General features: G+C 61.9%; 22 protein-coding genes. 5 read left to right on the top strand and 17 right to left on the bottom strand.

What is annotated here, in order from left to right:
• Positions 1-276 precede the first annotated feature (276 nt).
• Complete coding sequence (gene putA, locus CTR2_RS18155; RefSeq protein ID WP_087082112.1) at positions 277-4125, bottom strand: trifunctional transcriptional regulator/proline dehydrogenase/L-glutamate gamma-semialdehyde dehydrogenase; 3849 nt, start codon at positions 4123-4125, stop codon at positions 277-279.
• A gap of 115 nt (positions 4126-4240) precedes the next feature.
• On the opposite strand from putA, the gene CTR2_RS18150 reads away from it, so the two are divergent.
• Together CTR2_RS18150 and CTR2_RS18145 are read left to right on the top strand one after the other, a co-directional pair.
• Positions 4241-4717 carry an Lrp/AsnC ligand binding domain-containing protein gene (locus CTR2_RS18150; RefSeq protein ID WP_034367116.1) on the top strand — a complete coding sequence of 159 codons (477 nt, stop codon included), beginning with the start codon at positions 4241-4243 and terminating at the stop codon, positions 4715-4717.
• A 197-nt stretch (positions 4718-4914) separates the two neighbouring features.
• Positions 4915-6459 carry a methyl-accepting chemotaxis protein gene (locus tag CTR2_RS18145; protein WP_149357059.1) on the top strand — a complete coding sequence of 515 codons (1545 nt, stop codon included), beginning with the start codon at positions 4915-4917 and terminating at the stop codon, positions 6457-6459.
• A gap of 91 nt (positions 6460-6550) precedes the next feature.
• On the opposite strand, the gene CTR2_RS18140 is transcribed toward CTR2_RS18145, so the two are convergent.
• Genes CTR2_RS18140 through CTR2_RS18125 form a run of 4 tightly spaced genes read right to left on the bottom strand, consistent with a single transcriptional unit; the run spans position 6551 to position 8937 of the window.
• The gene (locus tag CTR2_RS18140) at positions 6551-7027 is read right to left on the bottom strand and encodes a DUF2269 family protein (protein WP_087082116.1); all 477 of its coding nucleotides are present in this window, start codon (positions 7025-7027) and stop codon (positions 6551-6553) included.
• Complete coding sequence (locus CTR2_RS18135; RefSeq protein WP_087082118.1) at positions 7024-7461, bottom strand: DoxX-like family protein; 438 nt, start codon at positions 7459-7461, stop codon at positions 7024-7026. Before CTR2_RS18135 ends, CTR2_RS18140 begins: the two co-directional genes overlap by 4 nt.
• Positions 7454-8338, bottom strand: a complete 885-nt coding sequence (locus tag CTR2_RS18130) for an NAD-dependent epimerase/dehydratase family protein (RefSeq protein ID WP_087082120.1) — start codon at positions 8336-8338, stop codon at positions 7454-7456. Before CTR2_RS18130 ends, CTR2_RS18135 begins: the two co-directional genes overlap by 8 nt.
• Before the next feature lie 47 nt (positions 8339-8385).
• Complete coding sequence (locus tag CTR2_RS18125; RefSeq protein ID WP_087082123.1) at positions 8386-8937, bottom strand: GbsR/MarR family transcriptional regulator; 552 nt, start codon at positions 8935-8937, stop codon at positions 8386-8388.
• Between the two features lie 232 nt (positions 8938-9169).
• Between CTR2_RS18125 and CTR2_RS18120 the strand changes: the two genes are divergently transcribed.
• On the top strand, positions 9170-9481 hold the full coding sequence (locus tag CTR2_RS18120) for a hypothetical protein (protein WP_003053526.1): 312 nt from the start codon (positions 9170-9172) through the stop codon (positions 9479-9481).
• Between the two features lie 163 nt (positions 9482-9644).
• Positions 9645-11144: a 23S rRNA (uracil(1939)-C(5))-methyltransferase RlmD gene (rlmD, locus tag CTR2_RS18115; protein ID WP_087082125.1), complete on the top strand. Its 1500-nt coding sequence runs from the start codon at positions 9645-9647 to the stop codon at positions 11142-11144.
• Between the two features lie 36 nt (positions 11145-11180).
• On the opposite strand, the gene CTR2_RS18110 is transcribed toward rlmD, so the two are convergent.
• From CTR2_RS18110 to CTR2_RS18085, 6 genes are all read right to left on the bottom strand, one after another.
• Positions 11181-12098 carry a ZIP family metal transporter gene (locus tag CTR2_RS18110; protein ID WP_087082127.1) on the bottom strand — a complete coding sequence of 306 codons (918 nt, stop codon included), beginning with the start codon at positions 12096-12098 and terminating at the stop codon, positions 11181-11183.
• 3 nt (positions 12099-12101) lie between these two features.
• A complete protein-coding gene (locus CTR2_RS18105; RefSeq protein ID WP_087082130.1) occupies positions 12102-12737 on the bottom strand; it encodes a superoxide dismutase in 636 nt (211 codons plus the stop codon).
• Between the two features lie 33 nt (positions 12738-12770).
• Positions 12771-13286: a hypothetical protein gene (locus CTR2_RS18100; RefSeq protein ID WP_087082132.1), complete on the bottom strand. Its 516-nt coding sequence runs from the start codon at positions 13284-13286 to the stop codon at positions 12771-12773.
• Complete coding sequence (locus tag CTR2_RS18095; protein ID WP_087082134.1) at positions 13283-13783, bottom strand: DUF2325 domain-containing protein; 501 nt, start codon at positions 13781-13783, stop codon at positions 13283-13285. Before CTR2_RS18095 ends, CTR2_RS18100 begins: the two co-directional genes overlap by 4 nt.
• Positions 13784-14098: 315 nt before the next feature.
• Positions 14099-14452: a hypothetical protein gene (locus CTR2_RS18090; RefSeq protein WP_087082136.1), complete on the bottom strand. Its 354-nt coding sequence runs from the start codon at positions 14450-14452 to the stop codon at positions 14099-14101.
• Positions 14453-14597: 145 nt separating this feature from the next.
• Positions 14598-15290, bottom strand: coding sequence for a Bax inhibitor-1/YccA family protein (locus CTR2_RS18085; protein ID WP_003053535.1), 693 nt, complete (start codon positions 15288-15290; stop codon positions 14598-14600).
• Between the two features lie 192 nt (positions 15291-15482).
• Between CTR2_RS18085 and CTR2_RS18080 the strand changes: the two genes are divergently transcribed.
• Positions 15483-15890 carry a GlcG/HbpS family heme-binding protein gene (locus CTR2_RS18080; RefSeq protein ID WP_003053536.1) on the top strand — a complete coding sequence of 136 codons (408 nt, stop codon included), beginning with the start codon at positions 15483-15485 and terminating at the stop codon, positions 15888-15890.
• 201 nt (positions 15891-16091) lie between these two features.
• Here CTR2_RS18080 and hemP read toward each other — a convergent pair whose 3' ends face one another.
• The 6 genes from hemP to CTR2_RS18050 all read right to left on the bottom strand — a co-directional run bounded on the left by hemP (position 16092) and on the right by CTR2_RS18050 (position 20107).
• Complete coding sequence (hemP, locus tag CTR2_RS18075) at positions 16092-16301, bottom strand: hemin uptake protein HemP (protein ID WP_087082138.1); 210 nt, start codon at positions 16299-16301, stop codon at positions 16092-16094.
• Positions 16302-16551: 250 nt separating this feature from the next.
• Positions 16552-16968: an ExbD/TolR family protein gene (locus CTR2_RS18070; protein WP_034358920.1), complete on the bottom strand. Its 417-nt coding sequence runs from the start codon at positions 16966-16968 to the stop codon at positions 16552-16554.
• Positions 16969-16971: 3 nt separating this feature from the next.
• Positions 16972-17694 (bottom strand): MotA/TolQ/ExbB proton channel family protein, encoded by a 723-nt coding sequence (locus CTR2_RS18065; protein WP_003069935.1) that lies wholly within the window; start codon positions 17692-17694, stop codon positions 16972-16974.
• 23 nt (positions 17695-17717) lie between these two features.
• Positions 17718-18446: an energy transducer TonB gene (locus CTR2_RS18060; protein ID WP_087082140.1), complete on the bottom strand. Its 729-nt coding sequence runs from the start codon at positions 18444-18446 to the stop codon at positions 17718-17720.
• Between the two features lie 144 nt (positions 18447-18590).
• Entirely contained in the window at positions 18591-18884 is a 294-nt protein-coding gene (locus CTR2_RS18055; RefSeq protein ID WP_034358951.1) for a (2Fe-2S)-binding protein, read from the bottom strand.
• A 95-nt stretch (positions 18885-18979) separates the two neighbouring features.
• Entirely contained in the window at positions 18980-20107 is a 1128-nt protein-coding gene (locus tag CTR2_RS18050; RefSeq protein WP_087082141.1) for an alpha-hydroxy acid oxidase, read from the bottom strand.
• Positions 20108-20204: the final 97 nt, after the last annotated feature.

Below are 20204 nucleotides of genomic sequence, written 5' to 3'. Positions count from 1 at the left end.
TTGCGCTGGGTGCTCTCTTTTTTGGACCCACCAATACCATTCTTGTTATGTCGCTGCTTCGCGCCTGGCCTTGATGGCAAACCAGCGGTTTGGCAGGCGGTGTTGGCGGCTCTGAGGGGCGCGGCGAGTATCGGGTGCACAGCGCCAAACAGGCATGGCCTAAGCAGTGGGCAGCAAGCAAGGGCCTTGGCGGCCCCGCTGCTCCGCAGCGAGGCTGTCGTCCCCCTCGGCGAAGCAGAGAAAGGGAGGGCGCAATGCGCCTCAGGGGGTGTTTGTCTATTCGAGCGTCATCAATGCCGCATTGCCGCCCGCTGCCGCTGTGTTGTGCGATAGAGCGCGTTCATGCCAGAGCCGCTCCAGCCGCACGGGCTGGCCTGTCTGGCAGCGCGTGGGCAGTACCAACGGGCCTGGGCGCCTTGCCAAGGCCTGCGCCCAGCGCAGAAACTCGGGGGCGTCGCATTCCAGCAGTGCTGCATCCATGGCCTCGGTCTCCGCAATTTCCTCGACGCTCAGTTCGGCAGGCAACAGCCGCACATGGCGGCGCAGTGCATCTGGCAGCTTGCCGTGAATTGTGGTGCCGAGTGGGCCGGGTACCCACAGAGCTTGCGAGCCGCAGGCCAGTGCGGCGGCCAGTTGCAGCAGCAGCATGGTTCTTTCCTGCGCCAGGCACAGTGTGCGCGGCTTGCCAAGCAGCTGGTAGAGATTGCGCTCGCCTGTGGGGCCGGGCAACAGACGTGCGGCATGCAGATCGGGCAGGGCCGCTTGCAGGCGCTCGCAATCGTGGCCAACGATGGCCTCACCATGCTGCCTGGCCCAGTGGCCCAACTGGTGCAAGGCGGTCGCCGCTGCTGCCGTGACGGGCGTGGCGCTTGCCTGTGTCTGTCCGGATTGATGCAGCAGCAGACTGAGCAAACGCAGGGGCGAGCCGGGTGTCTGCTGCAGGCGAGGCAGATACAGGGGGCCGCCGGCCTTGGGTCCGGTGCCCGACAGCCCCTCGCCGCCAAAGGGCTGAACACCGACCACGGCCCCCACCATATTGCGATTCACATACAGATTGCCAACATGTGCCGCCTGGGCGACCACTTGCACGGTTTCGTCGATGCGCGTGTGCAATCCCATGGTCAGGCCGTAGCCCAGGGCGTTGATGCGCTCCAGCAACTGCGGCAGCTCGCGCCTTTGATAGCGCAGTACATGGAGTACGGGGCCGAAGACTTCGTGCTTGAGCTGATGCAGATCGGGAAGTTCGATCAGCGTGGGCGCCACAAAATGCCCTTGTGCGGCAGTTTCCGGGCTCAGCGGCGATTGATGGATGCGCAGATCCAGCGCCCTGAGTCTGGCGATATGCCGCTCGATAGCAGTCTTGGCATCGGCATCGATCACGGGGCCCACGTCGGTGGCCAGCTCGGCCGGGTCGCCGCAATGCAGCTCCTGCATGGCGCCGCGCAGCATGGCCAGCAGCCGGTCGGCGCAGTCGCTTTGCACGCACAGCAGGCGCAGAGCCGAGCAGCGCTGGCCGGCGCTGTCAAAGGCGGATGCAGCAATGTCCTGCACGGCTTGCTCGACCAGCGCGGACGAGTCCACCAGCATGGCATTCTGACCGCCGGTTTCGGCCACCAGCACCACGGGCTGGCCGTCGGGGCGCAGCCTGGCGGCGGTCTGCAAGTTCAGCAGGCGCGCGACCTCGGTGGAGCCCGTGAACAGCACGCCGGCCACACGCGCATCGGCCACCAGCGCTGCCCCTACGGTTTCGCCCCGGCCGGGCAGCAGTTGCAGAACGTCTGGCGCAATGCCGGCCTGATGCAGCAGGCGCACGGCTTCCTGGGCGATCAGCGGGGTCTGCTCGGCGGGCTTGGCCAGCACCACATTGCCGGCTGCCAGGGCGGCGGCGACCTGGCCGGTGAAGATGGCCAGCGGAAAATTCCAGGGGCTGATGCAGACCACAGGGCCTATGCCGGGGGCGAGCAGATCCGCATCGGCCTGCCGCCGAATCTGGGCCGCGTAATAGCGCAGAAAATCGGTGGCCTCGCGCACCTCGGACACGGCATTGGCCGCAGTCTTGCCGGCTTCGCGCATCAGCAGGCTCATCAGCGGCTGCATCTGCGTTTCAAAGAGCTCGGCTGCGGTCTGCAGCAGACTGGCGCGCAGCTCGGCCGGGCTGGCTTGCCAGGCGGGCTGGGCCTGTGCGGCCATCTGCATTGCCTGCTGAATCTGCGCGGGCGTGGCATCGCTGACATAGCCCAGCAACTCCTGATGGTTGGCCGGGTTGGTGATGGCTGTGCCGATGGCGTCGGCGGCATGCGCGGCATGGACACCCTGGAGAAGTTGTGCGGGCCGGCTTTGCGCAAGCGCTTGAGACAGAGCGCTCAACACACCGTCATCGCTCAGGTCCAGACCAGAGGAGTTGCGGCGCTGTTTACCCAGCAGCTCGCGCGGCAGCACTATGCGGGGGTGGGGCAGGCCTACGTCATCGGCCGCAAGCAGGGTCTCCACCTCGGCTCTAGTTTGGAGGCCCGGCTGGCCCTCAGCCCAGGTTTGGTCTGAAGGGGCTGCTATCAAATCAGAGATGGGCCAGTCGGGGTTGGCGATGCGGTGCACGAATGAGCTGTTGGCGCCGTTTTCCAGCAGGCGGCGCACCAGATAGGCCAGCAGTGTCTCGTGCGTACCCACGGGGGCATAGATGCGGCAGGGGCGGCGTGCGGCCTTGTCCTCGGCCTCGACCACATGCAGGTAGAGCTGCTCGCCCATGCCATGCAGGCATTGAAATTCATAGCTGCCTACGCTGTAGGGAAGGGCACTGGCGAGTGATTCGATGCTTGCAACCGTCTGAGCATTGTGGGTGGCGAATTGCGGGTAGATGGCGCTGGGTGCGGCCAGCAGCTTGCGAGCGCAGGCAATATAGGCCACATCGGTGTGGTGCTTGCGGGTGTAGACCGGGTAGTCGCTCAGACCGTCGATCTGGGCGCGCTTGATTTCGCTGTCCCAGTAGGCGCCTTTGACCAGGCGCACCATCAGACGTCGCTCGCTGCGACGGGCCAGGTCGATCAGATAGTCGATCACATAGGGACAACGTTTTTGATAGGCCTGAATCACAAAGCCCAGGCCGTTCCAGCCTGCCAGGCCAGGGGCGTGGGCCAGTTGCTCCAGCAGGTCCAGCGACAGCTCAAGCCGGTCGGCCTCTTCGGCGTCGATATTGAGCCCTATGTCGTAGCTGCGTGCCAGCTCGCACAGTTGCAGCACTCGTGGCAGCAGCTCGCTCATCACGCGCTGCCATTGCGCGCGGCTGTAGCGCGGGTGCAGGGCGCTGAGCTTGATGGAAATGCCCGGCCGTTCATAGACGCCCTTGCCGCCAGCGGCCTTGCCGATCGCATGAATCGCATTCACATAGGACTGCATGTAGCGCTGTGCGTCCTCGGCGGTGAGAGCGGCCTCGCCGAGCATGTCGTAGGAATAGCGAAAGCCTCTGGCCTGCAGTTCGCGAGCGCGCTCCAGAGCCTGAGAAATGGTCTCGCCCATCACAAACTGCTCGCCCATCAGGCGCATGGCCATGTCCACGGCCCTGCGCACCAGAGGCTCGCCCCCCCTGGCAGTGACACGCTTGAGCGCTGCGAGCAGGCCCGGCTCGCTATGCGTATCGACCAGCTTGCCGGTGACCACCAGCCCCCAGGCGGCGGCATTGACAAAGAGCGAAGGGCTTTTGCCCAGATGCGCCTGCCAGTCGCCGCCGCGCAGCTTGTCGCGGATCAGCGCGTCGCGTGTGGCGGCATCGGGTATCCGCAGCAAGGCCTCGGCAAGGCACATCAGCGCCACGCCTTCCTGCGAGGACAGAGAGAACTCCTGCAGCAAGCCTTGCACCAGCCCCTGGCGTCCCGCGCTGGCAGGCTGGGCACGCAACTGCTCGACCAGCTTTTGCGTATGAACGGCGACCTGGGCCGCCTGTGCTGGAGGCAGGGTGGCGGCGGGCAGCAGCCGGGCCACGGCATCGGTCTCGGCCATGCGGGTGGCGGCGGTAATGGCTTGGCGCAGTGTGTCGGCAGGGCGTTTGCTGCTTGGCAGCGCAGTGAAGGTCGGCATGTCGGTGCAGGTGTCAAAGAGCCTGGACGCGAGCGGGTGCGCGGCCTTCACCATGTTCACAGCTGCATTGCAAGCGGCGCGGACGCGGCTGTCTACATAGGGAAAATCATTGCTGGTTTGCTGAAGAATGAATCACTATATTGAGTGGATTAAAAAGAGGAATTCACCAATGATGGATGCTTCAGAAGTGGATATCGATAGGATTGACCGAAAAATACTGGCAATTCTGCAAACCGATGGGCGTATCTCCAATCTGCGCCTGGCCGAACAGGTGGCGCTTTCGCCCACGGCCGTGCAGGCCCGCGTGGCCCGGCTCACGCGCGATGGTTACATCCTGGGCTACGAGGCGCGTCTGAATCCGCAGAAGCTGGGCGTGGGCATGACGGTGTTTGTCGAGGTGCTGCTGGATCGCACCACGCCTCATGTGTTTGACGAGTTCAAGGCCGCCGTGCTGGCCTATCCCGCCATCATGGAATGCCATATGGTGGCCGGCGGCTTTGACTATCTGCTCAAGACCCGCATGGCCGATATGGCCGCCTACCGAGACTTTGCGGGCCGGGTGCTATGGCAGCTTCCGGGCGTGCGCGAGACCAGAACCTATGCGGTGATGGAGGAGATCAAGGACGATGCGCGGCTGCCTTTGTAGGAGAAAAGCGCGTTTGAATGAAGGGTTCAGGTCTCTGTATCTGCGTTGACGCAGGCGAGCAACAGCTGCTTTTGGGGGAATGGATGGGCCGCAAAAAACATGTAAATAATTGATACACACAGAGGTGGTTGCCGCAGTACAGGCTGCGGCACAAGGCTGTGCAGTCTTTCTCGATTAATGACCAAAAAGCGGCATCTATGAGAGTCAATGCACCAGTGACACAGCGGGAGTACAGCTTTGATGAGCACGCGACTCTGATGTCCACCACGGACACGGAGAGCTACATCAAATATGCCAATCAGGCGTTCATGGAGGTCAGCGGCTTCGAGCCGCAAGAGATCCTCGGCCAGACGCACAATCTGGTGCGTCACCCGGACATGCCGCCGGCCGCTTTTGCCGACATGTGGGCCACCCTCAAAAGCGGCGAGCCCTGGAGCGCACTGGTCAAGAACCGGCGCAAGAACGGGGACCACTACTGGGTTCGCGCCAATGCCATTCCCATCATCCGCAATGACAAGGCCAAGGGCTATATGTCCGTGCGGACACAGCCCGAGCGCAAAGAGGTCGAGGCGGCGCAAAAGCTGTACGAGTCCATGCACGACAAGGGCGGTTCAGCCCCCGAGCTGCACAAAGGCATAGTCTCCAGGAAGGGGCTGGGGAAGCTGCTTTCGATCTGGCGGCACATGGGGGTGCGCCGGCGCATTCGCCTGAACTCGCTGGCCTTGTGGGGCGCCCTGGTGCTCGGCGCCTGGCTGCTGGGCCAAAGCCAGATGCAGTTCCTGTCGATGGCGGCCTTCATGACGGTGGCCCTGATGGTGATGACGCTATTGCTCGAGAGCCAGTTCGCCACGCCGCTGGAGCTGCTCAAGCGTCAGTCGCTGAACGTGGCAACCGGCAACAACCGGCAGACGGAATACTTGCAGCGCACGGATGAAATCGGCACCACGCTGCGCACGGTCAACCAGATCGGTCTCATGTTTCGCTGGCTGGTGGACGATGTGAACCAGCAAGCTCTGAATGTTCAGCAGGCCTGTAACGAGATCGAGCAGGGCAACAGCTATCTGCACGGGCAGACGGAGCAGCTGGCGGTGAATGTGGCCCAGACCTCGGCCTCTATGGAGCAGATCACGGCCCGGGTTCAGTCCAGCGCCGATACGGCACAAAAAGCCGGTGTGCTGGCCAGCGAAGCCAGCGCGGCGGCCTTGCGCGGGGGGCAGTCCATGGATCAGATCGTCTCCACCATGGAGTCGATTACGGCCAACTCCCGCCGCATTGCCGACATTGTCGGCGTGATTGACAGCATTGCCTTTCAAACCAATTTGCTGGCGCTGAATGCGGCCGTGGAGGCCGCCCGTGCCGGCGAGCATGGCAGGGGGTTTGCCGTCGTTGCCGGCGAGGTGCGGGCCCTGGCGCAGCGCAGCGCCGATGCAGCCAAGGAGATCAAGGCGCTGATTCAGGCCAGCACGGCCACCATCGAGGCGGGCTCTTTGGTGGTCAGCGATGCGGGGAGCAATATCGGGGATATCGTCTCTCAGGCCCGCAGCGTGGCGGACTTCATTGCCGAGATCAGCAAGGCCACGCGCGAACAAAGCGAGGAGATCAGCCAGGTCGGGAAGTCGGTGGCGGACATGGACTATCTGACGCAGCAGAACGCGCAGCTGGTGACCCAGGGGGCGCAGGCTTCCAGCAGCATGCAATGGCAGGTGAAAAATCTTGTGGAAGCGATTGGCGTGTTCCGGTAGCTGGAGAATTTCAGGGCAGTCCGATGGCTGCGATGGGCTGCCGGCTGCCCTCCTTGGACCAGATGTGGGCGATCTGCCCGCGACAAGCACCTCAGCCCCAGAGCTGCGGCTTGTTCACCATCAAATAATAGGTGCCGGCCATGGCCACAAAGGCGGGATAGCCCAGGGCCTCCCAGCGCAACTGGTATTGCCGGAAAAGAGGCGGCAGGGCCTGGTTCTGGCTATGCGCCTGGGTCGCCATTGCAGCCATGCGGATCTGCAGCCAGACCACGGGCAGCCAGCAGATGCCGGCCAGCGCATACAGGCCCAGCGAAAGCGCGAGCCAGGGAGTGGTGAGCGGCCAGCCTGCGAGATAGGCCATGGCAATGCCCGTGACCGGCTGAATGAAGACGCAGGGAGTGGTGAACCACCAGTCGGCCCGCACCACCAGGCGGCTGACCACTGCCTGGGCCGCGACCGAGCCGCTGCGGTTGGCAAAGAACATGTAGAAGGCCGAACCGAGGCCGGTACCGACCAGCAGCACGCTGGAGAGGATGTGCAGTGTCTTGAGCAACAGATAGGTATTCATGATTCAAGCCTGTTGTGCGAGTTGTCTGTTTGCAGCAGGAACCACAGCATGGCGGCGATGGGCAGGTTCTTGAGCAGCGGTCCCAGAGGGTGCAGCCACAGCGTGGGTTGAAGAGCCGTGCCGATCACGGTCATGGCCGTCATCAGCAGCAGGGCGCTCAAGTAGATGGCGCGGCCCGGACGTAGCAGCAAGGCCAGACCCAGAGCCAAATCGGCCAGCAGGCCGGACCAGATGAGCAGTGCCTGCCAGCGTGTATCGCCAATGCCGCCCTGGTCCAGCAAGCGGGCACCTTCGTGGTTGAGGCCCGAGAGTCCAAGATAGTCCAGTGCGCTGACCAGAGCCGTGCCCAGCCAGACAACGACCAGACTCGCGTGCATGAATTGGGCAGCTTGCTTCTGCGGGCTGGGTCTGCTGCTGTTTTGCAACTCAGGCATGGCGGCGGCCTTCCTTGGGCAAGGTGGCCAGCATGGCATCCGGAGCCACGGGAGCGCGCCCCAGCAGCGAGGTCAGGGTCTGAGGATCGGTAACGTTGTCGTTTTCCAGCAAGGCCATGGTTTCACTGCACCAGGGCAGGGCGGGGATCTGGTCGCCAACTCTGGCGCTGCCCTTGCTCATCCAGTCGGGCAGGGCGTATACCGATGCCGGGCCGTAACCCATCTGGTTGCGCAGGCTGGCGATGAAAGCCTCTGTCGAAAGCGGCTGGGGGCCGCCGATTTCGACGATGCCTTCAGAGGTGTCCGATGTCGCCATATGCGCGAGCACTTCGGCCAGATCACGCACGGCCACGGGCTGTATCTGGCTGCTGCGCATGAGTTCGGGCAGCAGCAAAACGGGCATTCTGGCCAGATTCAGGAACAGCTGGCTGCTGGCTCCGCCCGCACCAAAGATGATGCTGGGTCGCACGACAACGGGATGGAGCCTGCCTTGTCTGCCCAGTGCCAGCAAATGTTCGTCGGCCGCGCGCTTGGTGCTTGCATACTGGGTGCCTCCCTGACCCGCGCCCAGGGCCGAGACCTGCACCACGCGGCGCACGCCGGCCTGGGCACAGGCATCGAACAGCGCGATGGGAGCCAGAGAATGCAGGGTTTGCAGATCCTGGCCGGGCTTGTCTCGCAGCGCACCGACGGCGTTGATGACGGCATCAATGCCCTGCAGATGCTCAAGCCATGCCTCGGCCGTAGTGCAGGCGCCAAAGTCCAGTGGCGGCTGGCTGTGGCGGCTGCGCACCACGGGGTCGTGGTCCAGCAGGGCCAGCGCATTCACGATATGTCGACCCAGAAAGCCTGTGCCGCCGCAGATCAGAACTCGCATACGCTACTCCTTTGCAGTTTTCTGCCTTGACAGAATTCAGTTGGGCTTCAATCGTTGCCGCTTTCTCGGCCGCCATCCTTGCCTCGGACAAAGCGCTGGACGCTGGCGCCAAGGCGCAGGATCTTGTCCAGCGTGGCTGGAGACAGGCGCAGCATTTCGTCGGTCCAGATGCCCAGCGAATCCATGAGGCGCAGCGTCTCGTGCACGCGGTCCTGGGCATCGGGCGTTTCCTGCTCGAATTCGGGCTGGGCGATCAATTCACGCAGCAGTGCGCTGGTGGGGTCGAACTCGCGCTGCTTGCGCTCTCGCACGATGGTGCGCAGCAGCTCCCAGACATCGGCCGAGGTCTCGAAATACTCGCGCCGGTCGCCGCTCCTGCGGCTGCTGCGAATCAGGTTCCAGTTCAGCAGCTCCTTGAGGCTGTTGCTGACGTTGGAGCGTGCCGCACCCAGGGTTTCGCAGATTTCATCGGCATTGAGGGGGCGGCCATGAAAGAACAGTAGTGCATGAATTTGCGCCACCGTACGATTTACGCCCCAGGCGTTTCCCATATCTCCCCAGTGGTGCACAAAGCGTTCAGCGATAGGACTCAGTTGCATGGGATGTAGTGTGGTCTTGTCTGAAATTTCTGTCAATACAGAAATTTGTGTTTTTGAAAAGCCACTTTACTGCTTAGGGCGCTGATACTGTGATCAGCGCGCTCTGGTGGGCAGGATTGGAAGCGGATTTTCTTTGGCTGAAGAAAATTCGAGCCGATTTGCTCACTGTGTCCGTACTCGTAAAATAGCTGCATTACAGGGGCATGAAGCCCCGTTAGGGAAGGGAGAGTTCATGACCGCTGCATCCGCCTTGCGTGCTGCGTTGATTTTGTCGGCCTGTGCCTTGGCCCAGGCCGCGTCGGCTGCCTGCTATTTTGTCTATGCCCCCAATAACGAGCTGATCTATCGCTCCAATGTGGCGCCGGTCGATCTCTCTCTGCCCCTGCACCAGACGGTGTCGCAACTCTCCCCCGGAGCGCGCATGTTTTTCTCGCTCGACGAGTACAACTGCGCCACCGAGGTCAATCTGATCGCCGAGCGTGCCCAGATTGCTGCGGCGCGCAACAACCGCGAGCGTCGCCTGCGTGAAGAGCAGCGCTTCTGATTGCATAGCTGTTGGCGATTGACCACCAAGCGTTTGAGGCAATTTTGATGCTTGCTATCTGACGCGCGGCGGATGCCGGGGCCAGGGCGTCATCCCGTAGTCCGTGCAGTTTTTTGCCGTGGTCTGCCCTCGGGTATGGGGTGGCCTGAGACAATCGGGCACCATGAGTGAATCCCGCGACAACAAAATTCCCGAGAACCTGCCCGAAGTCCCATCCGATGCCCCGGCGCTGCCCGAGGGCTGGCTGGAAGTGCTGTCCATGGACATGGATGCCCAGGGTGTAGCCCGCAAGCCCGATGGCAAGGTGGTCTTCATCGACGGCGCCCTGACCGGTGAAATCGTCAGCGCCAACACCCATCGCAAGAAGAACAACTGGGAAGCGGCCACGCTGACCGAAATCCACCGTGAATCCTCGCAGCGCGTGACGCCCGGCTGCCCCAATTTCGGCCTGCACGCCGGCGCCTGCGGTGGCTGCAAGATGCAGCATCTGCATGTGGCGGCCCAGGTTGCCATCAAGCAGCGTGTACTGGAAGACAACCTCTGGCATCTGGCCAAGGTCAAGCCCGAGACGTTGCTGCGCCCCATCGAAGGCCCGGCCTGGGGCTATCGCTTCCGCTCGCGCCTGTCGGTGCGCTATGTGGCCAAGAAGGGCAAGGTGCTGGTGGGCTTCCACGAGCGCAAGAGCCGCTACATCGCCGACATGGAGGTCTGCAAGATTTTGCCGCCCCATGTGGACGCAATGCTCATGCCCATGCGCGCACTGATCGCCAGCATGGATGCCCGCGAAACCTGCCCGCAGATCGAAGTGGCTTGCGGTGACCATGTCACCGCCCTGGTGCTGCGCCATCTGGAACCTCTGTCGGACGCCGACAAGCAGCGCCTGCGCGACTTTGCCGCCGCGCAGAACGTGCAATGGTGGCTGCAGCCCAAGGGCCCGGATACCGTGCATTTGATGGAAGAAGGCGGCACACAGCTGTCCTATGGTCTGCCGGACTTCGGCATCACCATGCCGTTCAAGCCGACCGATTTCACTCAGGTCAATCCGCATATCAACCGCGTGCTGGTCACACGCTCGCTGCGTCTGCTGGATGCGAAAAAGAACGAGCGCGTCATCGACTGGTTCTGCGGTCTTGGCAACTTCACGCTGCCCATTGCCACCATGGCGCGCGAGGTACTGGGCATCGAAGGCTCGGAAACACTGGTCAAGCGTTCGCACGAGAACTACGCTGGCAACAATGCCACGCGCAGCGAAGACGACAAGCTGGCTCCCACCAGCTTTGTGGCGCGCAATCTTTTCGAGATGACGCCTGCCATGCTGATTGCCGACGGTAATTCCGACAAATGGCTGGTCGATCCTCCGCGTGAAGGTGCGTTTGCGCTGTCCAAGGCGCTGGCCGATATTCACCAGATCCGCATCGGCGCCAAGCAGACCGGTGTGGCCAGCGAAGAGCAGCCCGATTTGTTGCCGCCGCTGCCCGAGGGGCAGGAAAACTGGCAGTTCCCCAAGCGCATTGTCTATGTGAGCTGCAACCCGGCCACGCTGGCACGCGATGCGGGCTTGCTGGTACACCAGGCCGGCTATCGCTGCGTGGCAGCCGGTGTGGTGAATATGTTCCCGCATACGGCGCATGTGGAGTCCATGGCCGTTTTCGAGCGCGCATAAGCGAGCATGCCCTGAACTGCGCCTGCGCGGCGCAGTTCAGCCGCCAAGAGACGTATCCAGAATCATCATCAGCACAAAGCCCAGCATGAGCCCTGTGGTGGCCCAGGCTTCATGGCCTTTGCGATGCGATTCGGGAATGATTTCGTGGCTGATGACAAATAGCATGGCACCAGCGGCGAAGCCCAGACCCCAGGGCAGCAGCATGGTGGAGCTGCTGACCACGATGGCGCCGATCACGGCTCCCAAGGGCTCGATCAACCCTGTCAGAGCCCCCAGCACCACTGCAAAACCGCGGGTATAGCCGGCCGCCAGCAAAGAGGCTGCGACGACAAAACCCTCGGGCACATCCTGTATGGCAATGCCCAGCGTGAGCGAGCTGGCGCGCAGCCCCTCGTTGGCGGCATAGCCCACGCCTATGGCCAGACCCTCCGGAAGATTGTGCAGGGTGATGGCAATGACAAACAGCCAGGTGCGCCGCAGCTGCTTGGCATCGGCGCCTTCACGGCCTTTGATGAAGTGTTCGTGCGGCAGCAGGCGATCCATGACCAGCAGGGCTGCACCTCCGAGCAAGATGGCTGTGCCGATCAAGGCTCCGCCCAGCCATTCGCTGCCGGCGGGCGAGGTCGCTGCCTTGGCGGCTTCCAGACCGGGGAGAATCAATGAAAAGGCGCAGGCAGCCAGCATCACGCCTGCGCCAAAGCCAAACAGCGTGTCCTGTGTGCGTTCGGACGGATGCTGGGTCAGCAGCACAGGCAAAGCGCCCAGCGCGGTCGCCAGCGCCGCCACACTGCCGCCCAGCAGTGCATTCAGTGCTGCGGGATTGGTCTGCAGCTGCTTCCAGACCATGGATGCCAGCACCAGAGCGCCGGCCGCAGAGATCAGCAGCCCGAGCCGGGTCCTGAGCGGCAGAGGGGTATGGCTGGAAGAGGCGGTCTGCAGTCCGTCCGGGCCCATGGTTCAGCTCCTGACAGCCTGGGTGGCGGCGGCGAAGCGGCGTGCCACTTCATTCCAGTCCACCACGTTGTAGAAGGCGGCGATGTATTCGGGGCGGCGGTTCTGGTATTTCAGGTAATAGGCATGCTCCCATACGTCCAGGCCCAGAATCGGCGTGTTGCCGCTGCCAATGCCCAGCATCAGAGGGTTGTCCTGGTTGGCGCTGCTTTCCACATGCAGCTTGCCGCTGCGGTCCACGCTGAGCCAGGCCCAGCCGCTGCCAAAGCGGCTGATGGCCGCCTTGGTGAATTCGGTCTTGAAGTTCTCGAAGCTGCCCAGGTCCTTGTCAATGGCTGCTGCAAGAGCGTTTTGCGGCAGGCCTCCTGCGCCAGGAGACATGACTTGCCAGAACAGGCTGTGATTGGCATGGCCGCCGCCGTTGTTGCGCACCGCTTGACGCAGCGTTTGCGGCAGCGATTCGACCTTGGCGAGCAGATCTTCCAGCGACCATTGCGCGTACTCGCTGCCTTCGAGTGCCGCATTGAGGTTGTTGACGTAGGTCTGATGGTGCTTGGAGTAGTGGATCTCCATGGTTTGCGCATCGATATGCGGCTCCAGTGCCGCGTAGTCGTAGGCCAGTGGGGGCAGGGTATAGCTCATGAGGGAAAGCCTTGGCAGTGAGAGAGAGGGAAGTCAGTGCAGTGATGAATGCACGGGCTCGAAGCTGGCAAGGCGGGACTGCCTGTCGCTGGCGGGGTGAGTGAGAAGGGCTGCAGATATCGAGGCACAGACGTCAGCGCTGGCATGAGTGTCTGCTCCATCTTGCTCGGCCCGTGCGGCCAGCAGCTGGGGCAGATGACGGTATATCGCCAGACTTAGGGAAGGGCTGGTGCAGCCCTGCTGCAGCAGTGACATCAGCGTCTTCTGCGCCTCATGCAGACATTCGGAGGACGAACCCGGCTGGCCTGCGGCGTCAAAGGCATCCGCCAGATTCAGGTGGGCCACGACAAAGGCCGCAATGCGGTCATCGTCGGCAGTGTCTGCGGGTTCCGCGCTGAGTAGTTGCAGACTCAGCTGCTGCGCATGGCGATAGTGCTTTTGTGCCGAGAGATGACGATGCTCCAGCGTTGCGGCCAGTGCTGTGCGGGTGTGCCGCTTCCAGGCGGACAGCAAATCGGCAGCCGAGGCGTTTGTCGTGCGGACTCTCATGAGGCACCTTCGATGCAGGCTTGGGCTGCCACGACTTTTCCGTCCTCTCCCGATGGATGAATGCGCACCACCCGCAAGGCGGTCGGCTGATCCACCAGCAGGCAGGTCTTGCCAGTGCGCTTGCAGTGATCCTTCACCCGCCAGTAGGCACCGTCGCTGATGCAGCCCGTCTGGCAGATCACCAGATCGGCAGCATGCAGGCTGTCCTCCAGCAACTGCTGCTCGGCCAGGGCCTGGCTGTCGGCAGTCTCGACCGAAGGCCAGTCAATGTCGGCCGCCGTCGTTGCCTGAGGTACTTGAGGGGGAGCTTGCACCAGATTCAGTGCCATTGCCTGGGCCAACGCGTGGCGCTGCTCACGCTCCCAGGCCAGTGCGCTGTCACGGACAATGACTTTGGCCCTGAGGTGCACAAGCTGCCGCTTGAGGGCTTCCACTTCGCGTGCCAGCGATTGCATCTGTGCCGTGCAGCGGGTCTGCACTTCCATATAGGTCAGCATGAGGGCCTCATGCTCAAGGCGTAGTTGGTTGAAGTCATCATCTGGCACGGCAGTCTTGTCCCCATGGTTGAGAGCACAACAGAACTCGTCGCTGGGATGCGCGTATGTGCAGCTAAGAATGGAATCAATAATTCATGAATATAAATGAGAATTGTTTGTATTCAATACACGTAAAGAAAATATGACATCCGGGAGTGCCTAGGCAGGGCGGTGGCCGGACATAAAAAAAGCCGTAGCGCTGTTGCTACGGCTTGTGCCGATCAATGCTGAGTGACAGGGCCAGGAGCTCATGCTCCGGGCCTGCCATCAGCGATTTCAGCTGCGGTTGCGGCTGCTGCTGTTGTCGGGCTCCGGGGCACCGCGTTTCTCGGCGGCACTCTGTCCCAGCACGGAAGGCACGCCTTCGATCTTGTTGGAGCGCATGTATTCATCCATGTCCTTCCAGCCCGCAAACACCAGCGCCTTGGGTGCCTTGGGGTTGAGGACGTAGCAGTCTTCCAGTCCGCGCATGGCATGCCGGCAGGCGCCGCCAATGGCCTTGGCTTCGGATTCGCGCGCCACGGTGCGTGGATCAGGGCCCAGGCCCGGAATGTCTTCGATCTTGCAGCCTGCCAGTACCAGAGGCAGCAGGGCAATGGCAAGTGCGCGGGGAAGGTGGTTTGGCTTCATCTTGTCTGCTTATCGGCAGCGGCAGTCGGAAATTTAGGCCATGACTGAAATATCCATCAATGCGATGACTGCGCTTGATGCCAAGGTTACTGGAAACAAAAAGGAGTGCGCAAGGCACTCCTTTTTGCTTGGGTGGTGGCGAGGTTTAGTCGCGGTCGCCGCCCATGATGCCCAGCAGGGCCAGCAGGCTCTGGAACACGTTGAACAGGTCCAGATACAGGGCCAGGGTGGCGCTGATGTAGTTGGTCTCGCCGCCGTCGATGATCTGCTTGAGGTCATACAGCATGTAGGCGGAGAAGATGCCGATAGCCAGCATGGAGATGGCCATCATGCCAGCCGTGGAGCCCACGAAGACGTTGATGATGGCTCCCACCATCAGCACCAGGGCGCCCACGAACAGGAACTTGCCCATGCCCGACAGGTCGCGCTTGATCACGGTGGCCAGCATGGCCATCACGAAGAACACGCCCGCGGTACCGGCAAAGGCAGTCATGATCAGCTGGGTGCCGTTGGAGAAGCCCAGGATCATGCCGATCAGGCGCGAGAGCATCAGGCCCATGAAGAAGGTGAAGGCCAGCAGCACGGGCACGCCAGCGGCGCTGTGCTTGGTCTTCTCGATCGCGAACATGAAGCCGAAGGCGCCGACCATGAACACGATCAGGCCCACGCCGCCAGTCAGCGCGCGAGTCATGCCAGTGGCTACGCCCAGCCAAGCACCCAGCACGGTGGGGATCAGGCTGAGTGCCAGCAGCCAGTAGGTATTGCGCAAGACACGGTTGCGCTCTTGCTGCGAGACACCGTAGCCCGCAGAGCCCAGTGTGGTGACTTGTTCGTTCATGTAGCCATTCCTCCTTCAGGAATTGTGTGTTGAAACATTGTCATTCTAGGTGGGGGTCTTGAGAAGCCTTTGCAATACCCCGTTGCAATGCGGCAGTTTTAGGATGGAATGTTTTTCACATCGCATCTACTTTTGCCTGCAAAGTACAGAATATGCTTGCTGCATTGACAATCCAACGGAGCTTTTTATCTTATGAAGACCAAGCACGAACTCGAACTGGCCGATGTGAAAGCCATCGCTGCGGCTGCCGAAGCTGAAGCACTGAAGAACAACTGGCCCGTGACGATCTCCATCGTGGACGACGGCGGCCATCTGCTGCTGTTGCAGCGCATGGATGGTGCTGCTCCCATCTCTTCGCATATCGCCCCCGCCAAGGCTCGCTCTGCAGCCGTGGGCCGCAAGGACACCAAGGCTTTTGAAGACATGATCAACAATGGCCGCACCGCTTTCCTGAGCGCTCCGTTTGTGGACGGCCTGCTCGAAGGTGGCGTGGCCATCGTCAAGGACGGTCAGGTGCTGGGTGCCGTGGGTGTTTCCGGTGTGAAGGCCAATGAAGACGCACAGGTTGCCAAAGCCGGCATTGCTGCCCTGGGCCTGTAATTGCTGACTTTGCCACTGCGGTGGCAGAGTCCAAAACAAAACCCCTGCCGCTTGATGCGCGCAGGGGTTTTGTTTTGGCGGGTTGCGAATGAGGAAAAAACGCGTGGCTATGTGAAGTGTGAGCACAAGAGAGGGCAAGTGCTCTACAACGACTATGGCTGGCGAATCGACACTTGCGGTGTCGCCCCACGATGAAACGGTTTATTTGGTCAGAATGAGCTTGCCCAGCTTGGTGGCCTGCAGGCGATAGGGCGTGCCGTTGTGCAAGATGGTGACGGCTTTCTGACCGTTGAGCAGCAGGGCGCTGTCCAGGCCCAGGCTGGAGCCGGCAGCGGCTGAGGGGGTTGCAGCAGCCATGGAGGAGGTGCTACGGTTGTTGGGCTGTGAGGTCGCAACAAGCGGTGCAGACATGCCGTGATTCCTTAAGATCAAAAACTTGTGTAATGATAACAATTCTCAATTGAAAAGCAAGTGATACTTAATCTCATTCGCAAAAAAGTGCCATTTATTTTTCAACTGGAATCTGTCCAGCTGCATCTGAGGACTTTTGCCGGCGGTCCATCAGCAGTTTGTGCCTGTGCCGGGCGGCTTGAATGCTGTTTTGATGCAGGTTCCGCAATAAAAAAACGGCCCCTGAGGGCCGTTTTTTGCAAGCATGGGCTTATTTGGATGGGTCGGTCACAAAGCCGATTTTCTTGACGCCGGCACGCTGGGCGGCGGCCATGGCCTGGGCCACGCGTTCGTAACGCACTTCCTTGTCGCCGCGGATATGCAGGTCGGGCTGCGGCTCCTTGACGGCCTCGGTCTGAAGATTGGTCTCCAGCTGCTCGTCACTGATTTCCTGACCGTTCCAGGAATATTTACCGTCGGCCGTGATGCCCAGCTGCACGGTGGCAGGCTTGGTGTCCTCGGGCTGGTTGGTGGCGCGAGGCAGGTCCACGTTGACCGAGTGTTTCATCACGGGCACGGTGATGATGAAGATGATGAGCAGAACCAGCATGACGTCCACCAGAGGCGTCATATTGATCTCATTCATCACATCATCGCTGTCCCCATCGTCCATGGTTCCGAATGACATGGCTTAGGCGCCTTTCTTCAGGGGCAGCACGTTGCCAGAGACCTGGCCGTCCACGGAAACGCGGGCACCAGTCACGAAATAGGCGTGCACGTCGTGGGCAAAGCTGTTGAGGGCGTTCAAAATGCCCTTGTTGCCACGCACCAGAGCGTTATAGCCCAGCACGGCGGGGATGGCGACGGCCAGACCCAGGGCAGTCATGATCAGCGCTTCGCCGATGGGGCCGGCCACCTTGTCGATAGAAGACTGACCGGACATGCCGATGGCCACCAGGGCGTGGTAGATGCCCCAGACGGTGCCGAACAGGCCGATGAAGGGAGCGGTCGAGCCCACGGAGGCCAGAATGGCCAGGCCGGATTGCAGGCGGGCCGTGAATTCGTTGATGCCGTTGCGCAGGCAGCGGGTCACCCAGTCGCTGATGTCCAGCGTGTCATGCAGGTGGACGCTGGTCTTGCGGTGGTGGGCGGAGGCTTCACGGCCTTCGAGCACCATGAAGCGGAAGGGGTTCTGCTTGTCGTCACCCAGCTTTTCCAGGCCAGTGGCCAGATCGGGGCTGTGCCAGAAGTCCTGCGCCTGGGTAGCGAACTTCTTGAATTTCACAATATCCAGCGCCTTGAGAATGATGACCAGCCAAGAGGCCACCGACATGACCAGCAAGATGATGGCCACGCCTTTGGTCACGAAGTCGCCCTGTGTCCAGACGTGGGCAATGCCGAATTGGGATTCCATGGGTACTCCTGAGAACTGCAGATTTATTTGAGAACAAAGTTGATGGGCACGATGTGCCACATGGGTTCGGCTACGCCGTTGCGCTTGCCGGGGACAAACTTCCACTGGCGCACGGTGTTGACGGCGGCGTCATCTAGGCGGTCAAAGCCGCTGGACTGCTTGATTTCGATTTTCTCGGGCTGGCCCTGCTCGTTGATATAGACGCGCAGCAGCACCTTGCCTTGTTCCCCCATGCGCTTGCTGACCGAAGGATAAGCGGGAGCGGGGTTGTTCAGATAGGCCGCATTGCTCGATGGCTGCTCGATCTTGGGTGGGGCTGGTGGTGCGGGAGGCGCAGGCGGAGCCGGAGGTGCCGGGGGCGCGGGTGGCGCCGGCGGTGTCTTGTCCGGTTTGCTGTCGCTGTTCTCCAATGCCCCTTGAGGTGCAGCCGGTGCCGGTGTCGGGTCCTTGATGGCCTTGGGCAGCGGAGCCTTCTTGACTTCGGGCTTGGGCTGCGGTTTGGTCTCGGGCTTGGGTGCTGGTGCCGGAGGCTTGGGAGGAGGGGGAGGGGCCGGCGGGGTAGGTTCGGCAGCCGGCGGTGCCACAAACTGGGCAATCACGCTGGCGGGAATCACTATCTCTGGCGGCTTTTGCTGTGCCAGGCCATGCTGCATGGCCCACAGGGCGGCAGCGTGTACGACAACCACAGCACCAGCAACTGCCATATTGCGGCTTGGGCCGCTGGCAGGTGCAAATCGATCAGACTGGGACATAAGAACGAGAAGAGCAACCAGCGCAGGCTGGGATCAGAAGGGAGAAGCGCTGGTCAACCGGCAATAGCAGGCACAGGAAGCAGGGCACGCTGACAGGATTGCATCATTCACGCAGGATCCACCAGGTGCATACCATCACGAGAATCAGACTGCCAAAGACGGCTGAGAGGACGGAGAAGTGGGCCATGCTTTGCTTTCCAGAATGTTGGTGGCAAGCTGAACCGTCTGCACCGACGCGCAGGATTGCGCTTCGTTGTGGATGGCCGCGATCGGATGGCTTGCACTGCACTGGGCGACGACATCGCGTGCGCAGCCTTCGCAGCGCCCGCATTGTGTGGCAACACCCAATTCAAACTGGATTTCGTCAAAGCTCATCCCCGCATGCGCGTGGCGTGCTATTTCTCGGTCAGAAACCCGGCGGCATACACAGACGATCATGGCTACAGGCAGTTGTTGCTGGCTATTGATGTAATAGGCGGAGTATAAATGAGAATCCATCGCATTTGCAATGCATGCCACCAAATTACGCACAATCAGCAAGTGGTTAAGAGCCCGGGCCCGATCTGCTCAAGGCTGGCGCAGCCGGTCTGGGCCATGGCCAGCTCCAGCTCGGCGCGCAGCAGATACAGCATATGAGCCACGCCCAGCATGCCGGCCACTGCCAGGGCATGCATTTGCGGCCGACCCAGCAGCACGGCGCTGGCACCCAGCGCGATGGCCTTGAGTACATCGGTGCCCTGGCGCACGCCGCCGTCCATCAGCAGTGGAATATGGGCAGGCGTGGCCGCACGAATGGCCGGCAGCACTTCGAGGGGGGAGACGGCGGTGTCCAGCACTCGCCCGCCATGGTTGGATACCACGATGGCATCGGCCCCCAGCTCCACGGCTTGCGCGGCGGCGCGGGCCGAGAGCAGACCTTTGACGATCAGGGGCAACCGGGTTTGCTGACGCAGCCAGACCAGGTCGTCCCAGGTGGGTGCGCCTCGGGCCAGTTCGCTGCCGAACAGAATGTGCTCGCTCATCAGATCGCCGGTCTGCCGTGGCTGGGGAATGCCACGCAGATTGACGGCCTCCACGCCTGGCGGCAGCGGGTAGCTGGAGCGCTTGATATGGGCATCCACCGTCCAGACCAGGGCCTGGTAGCCGGCATCTTCGGCGCGGCGAATCAGCTGCAGCGTGTGCTCGCGCGTTGGCTGCTGGTAGAGCTGGAACCACAGTGGGCCGCTGCGCCCCAGCTCCTGCGCTGCGGCTTGCGCGGCCTGGGCGATTTCCTCGAGCGTGCAGCTGGACAAAGTGCTGACCACCATGCCGGTGCGCATGGCCATGGCCGCTCGCGCCGTGGCGAGTTCGCCTTCGGGGTGCGCCAGCCGCTGGTAGGCGACCGGTGCCAGCAACAACGGCCAGTCCAGACTCTGACCCAAAAGGCTTTGCCGCGTATGCGCGGCGGACAGATCGGCCAGTGGCTCAGGACAGAGACGGATGCGGTCGAAGGCCTGGCGGTTGTGGCCCAGGGTCAGACCCTGGTCCGCACCGCTTTCCAGGTGGGTCCAGGCCTGAGCCTCCATATGCTCGCGGGCTAGCCGGGCGTAGTCCGCCAGGGAGCCTATCTGCGCGGAAATCTGCGTCAGTGGCGGTTTGACGGGCTGGCCTGCGGCATTCAAAGGTTCAACAGTCATAAATCAAGCCGGTTGGATTGGGGCGAGGCAGCAAAGCAGGCATGGCTAAGTGGGGGGGGCAGCCAGCGAAGGCAACTCCAGC

It is taken from the genome of Comamonas thiooxydans (assembly GCF_002157685.2).
In the GTDB taxonomy this organism is placed as follows: Bacteria; Pseudomonadota; Gammaproteobacteria; order Burkholderiales; family Burkholderiaceae_C; genus Comamonas; species Comamonas testosteroni_H.
Note: the sequence above shows the minus strand (reverse complement) of the source record. Positions and strands in the feature narration are given on the sequence as shown.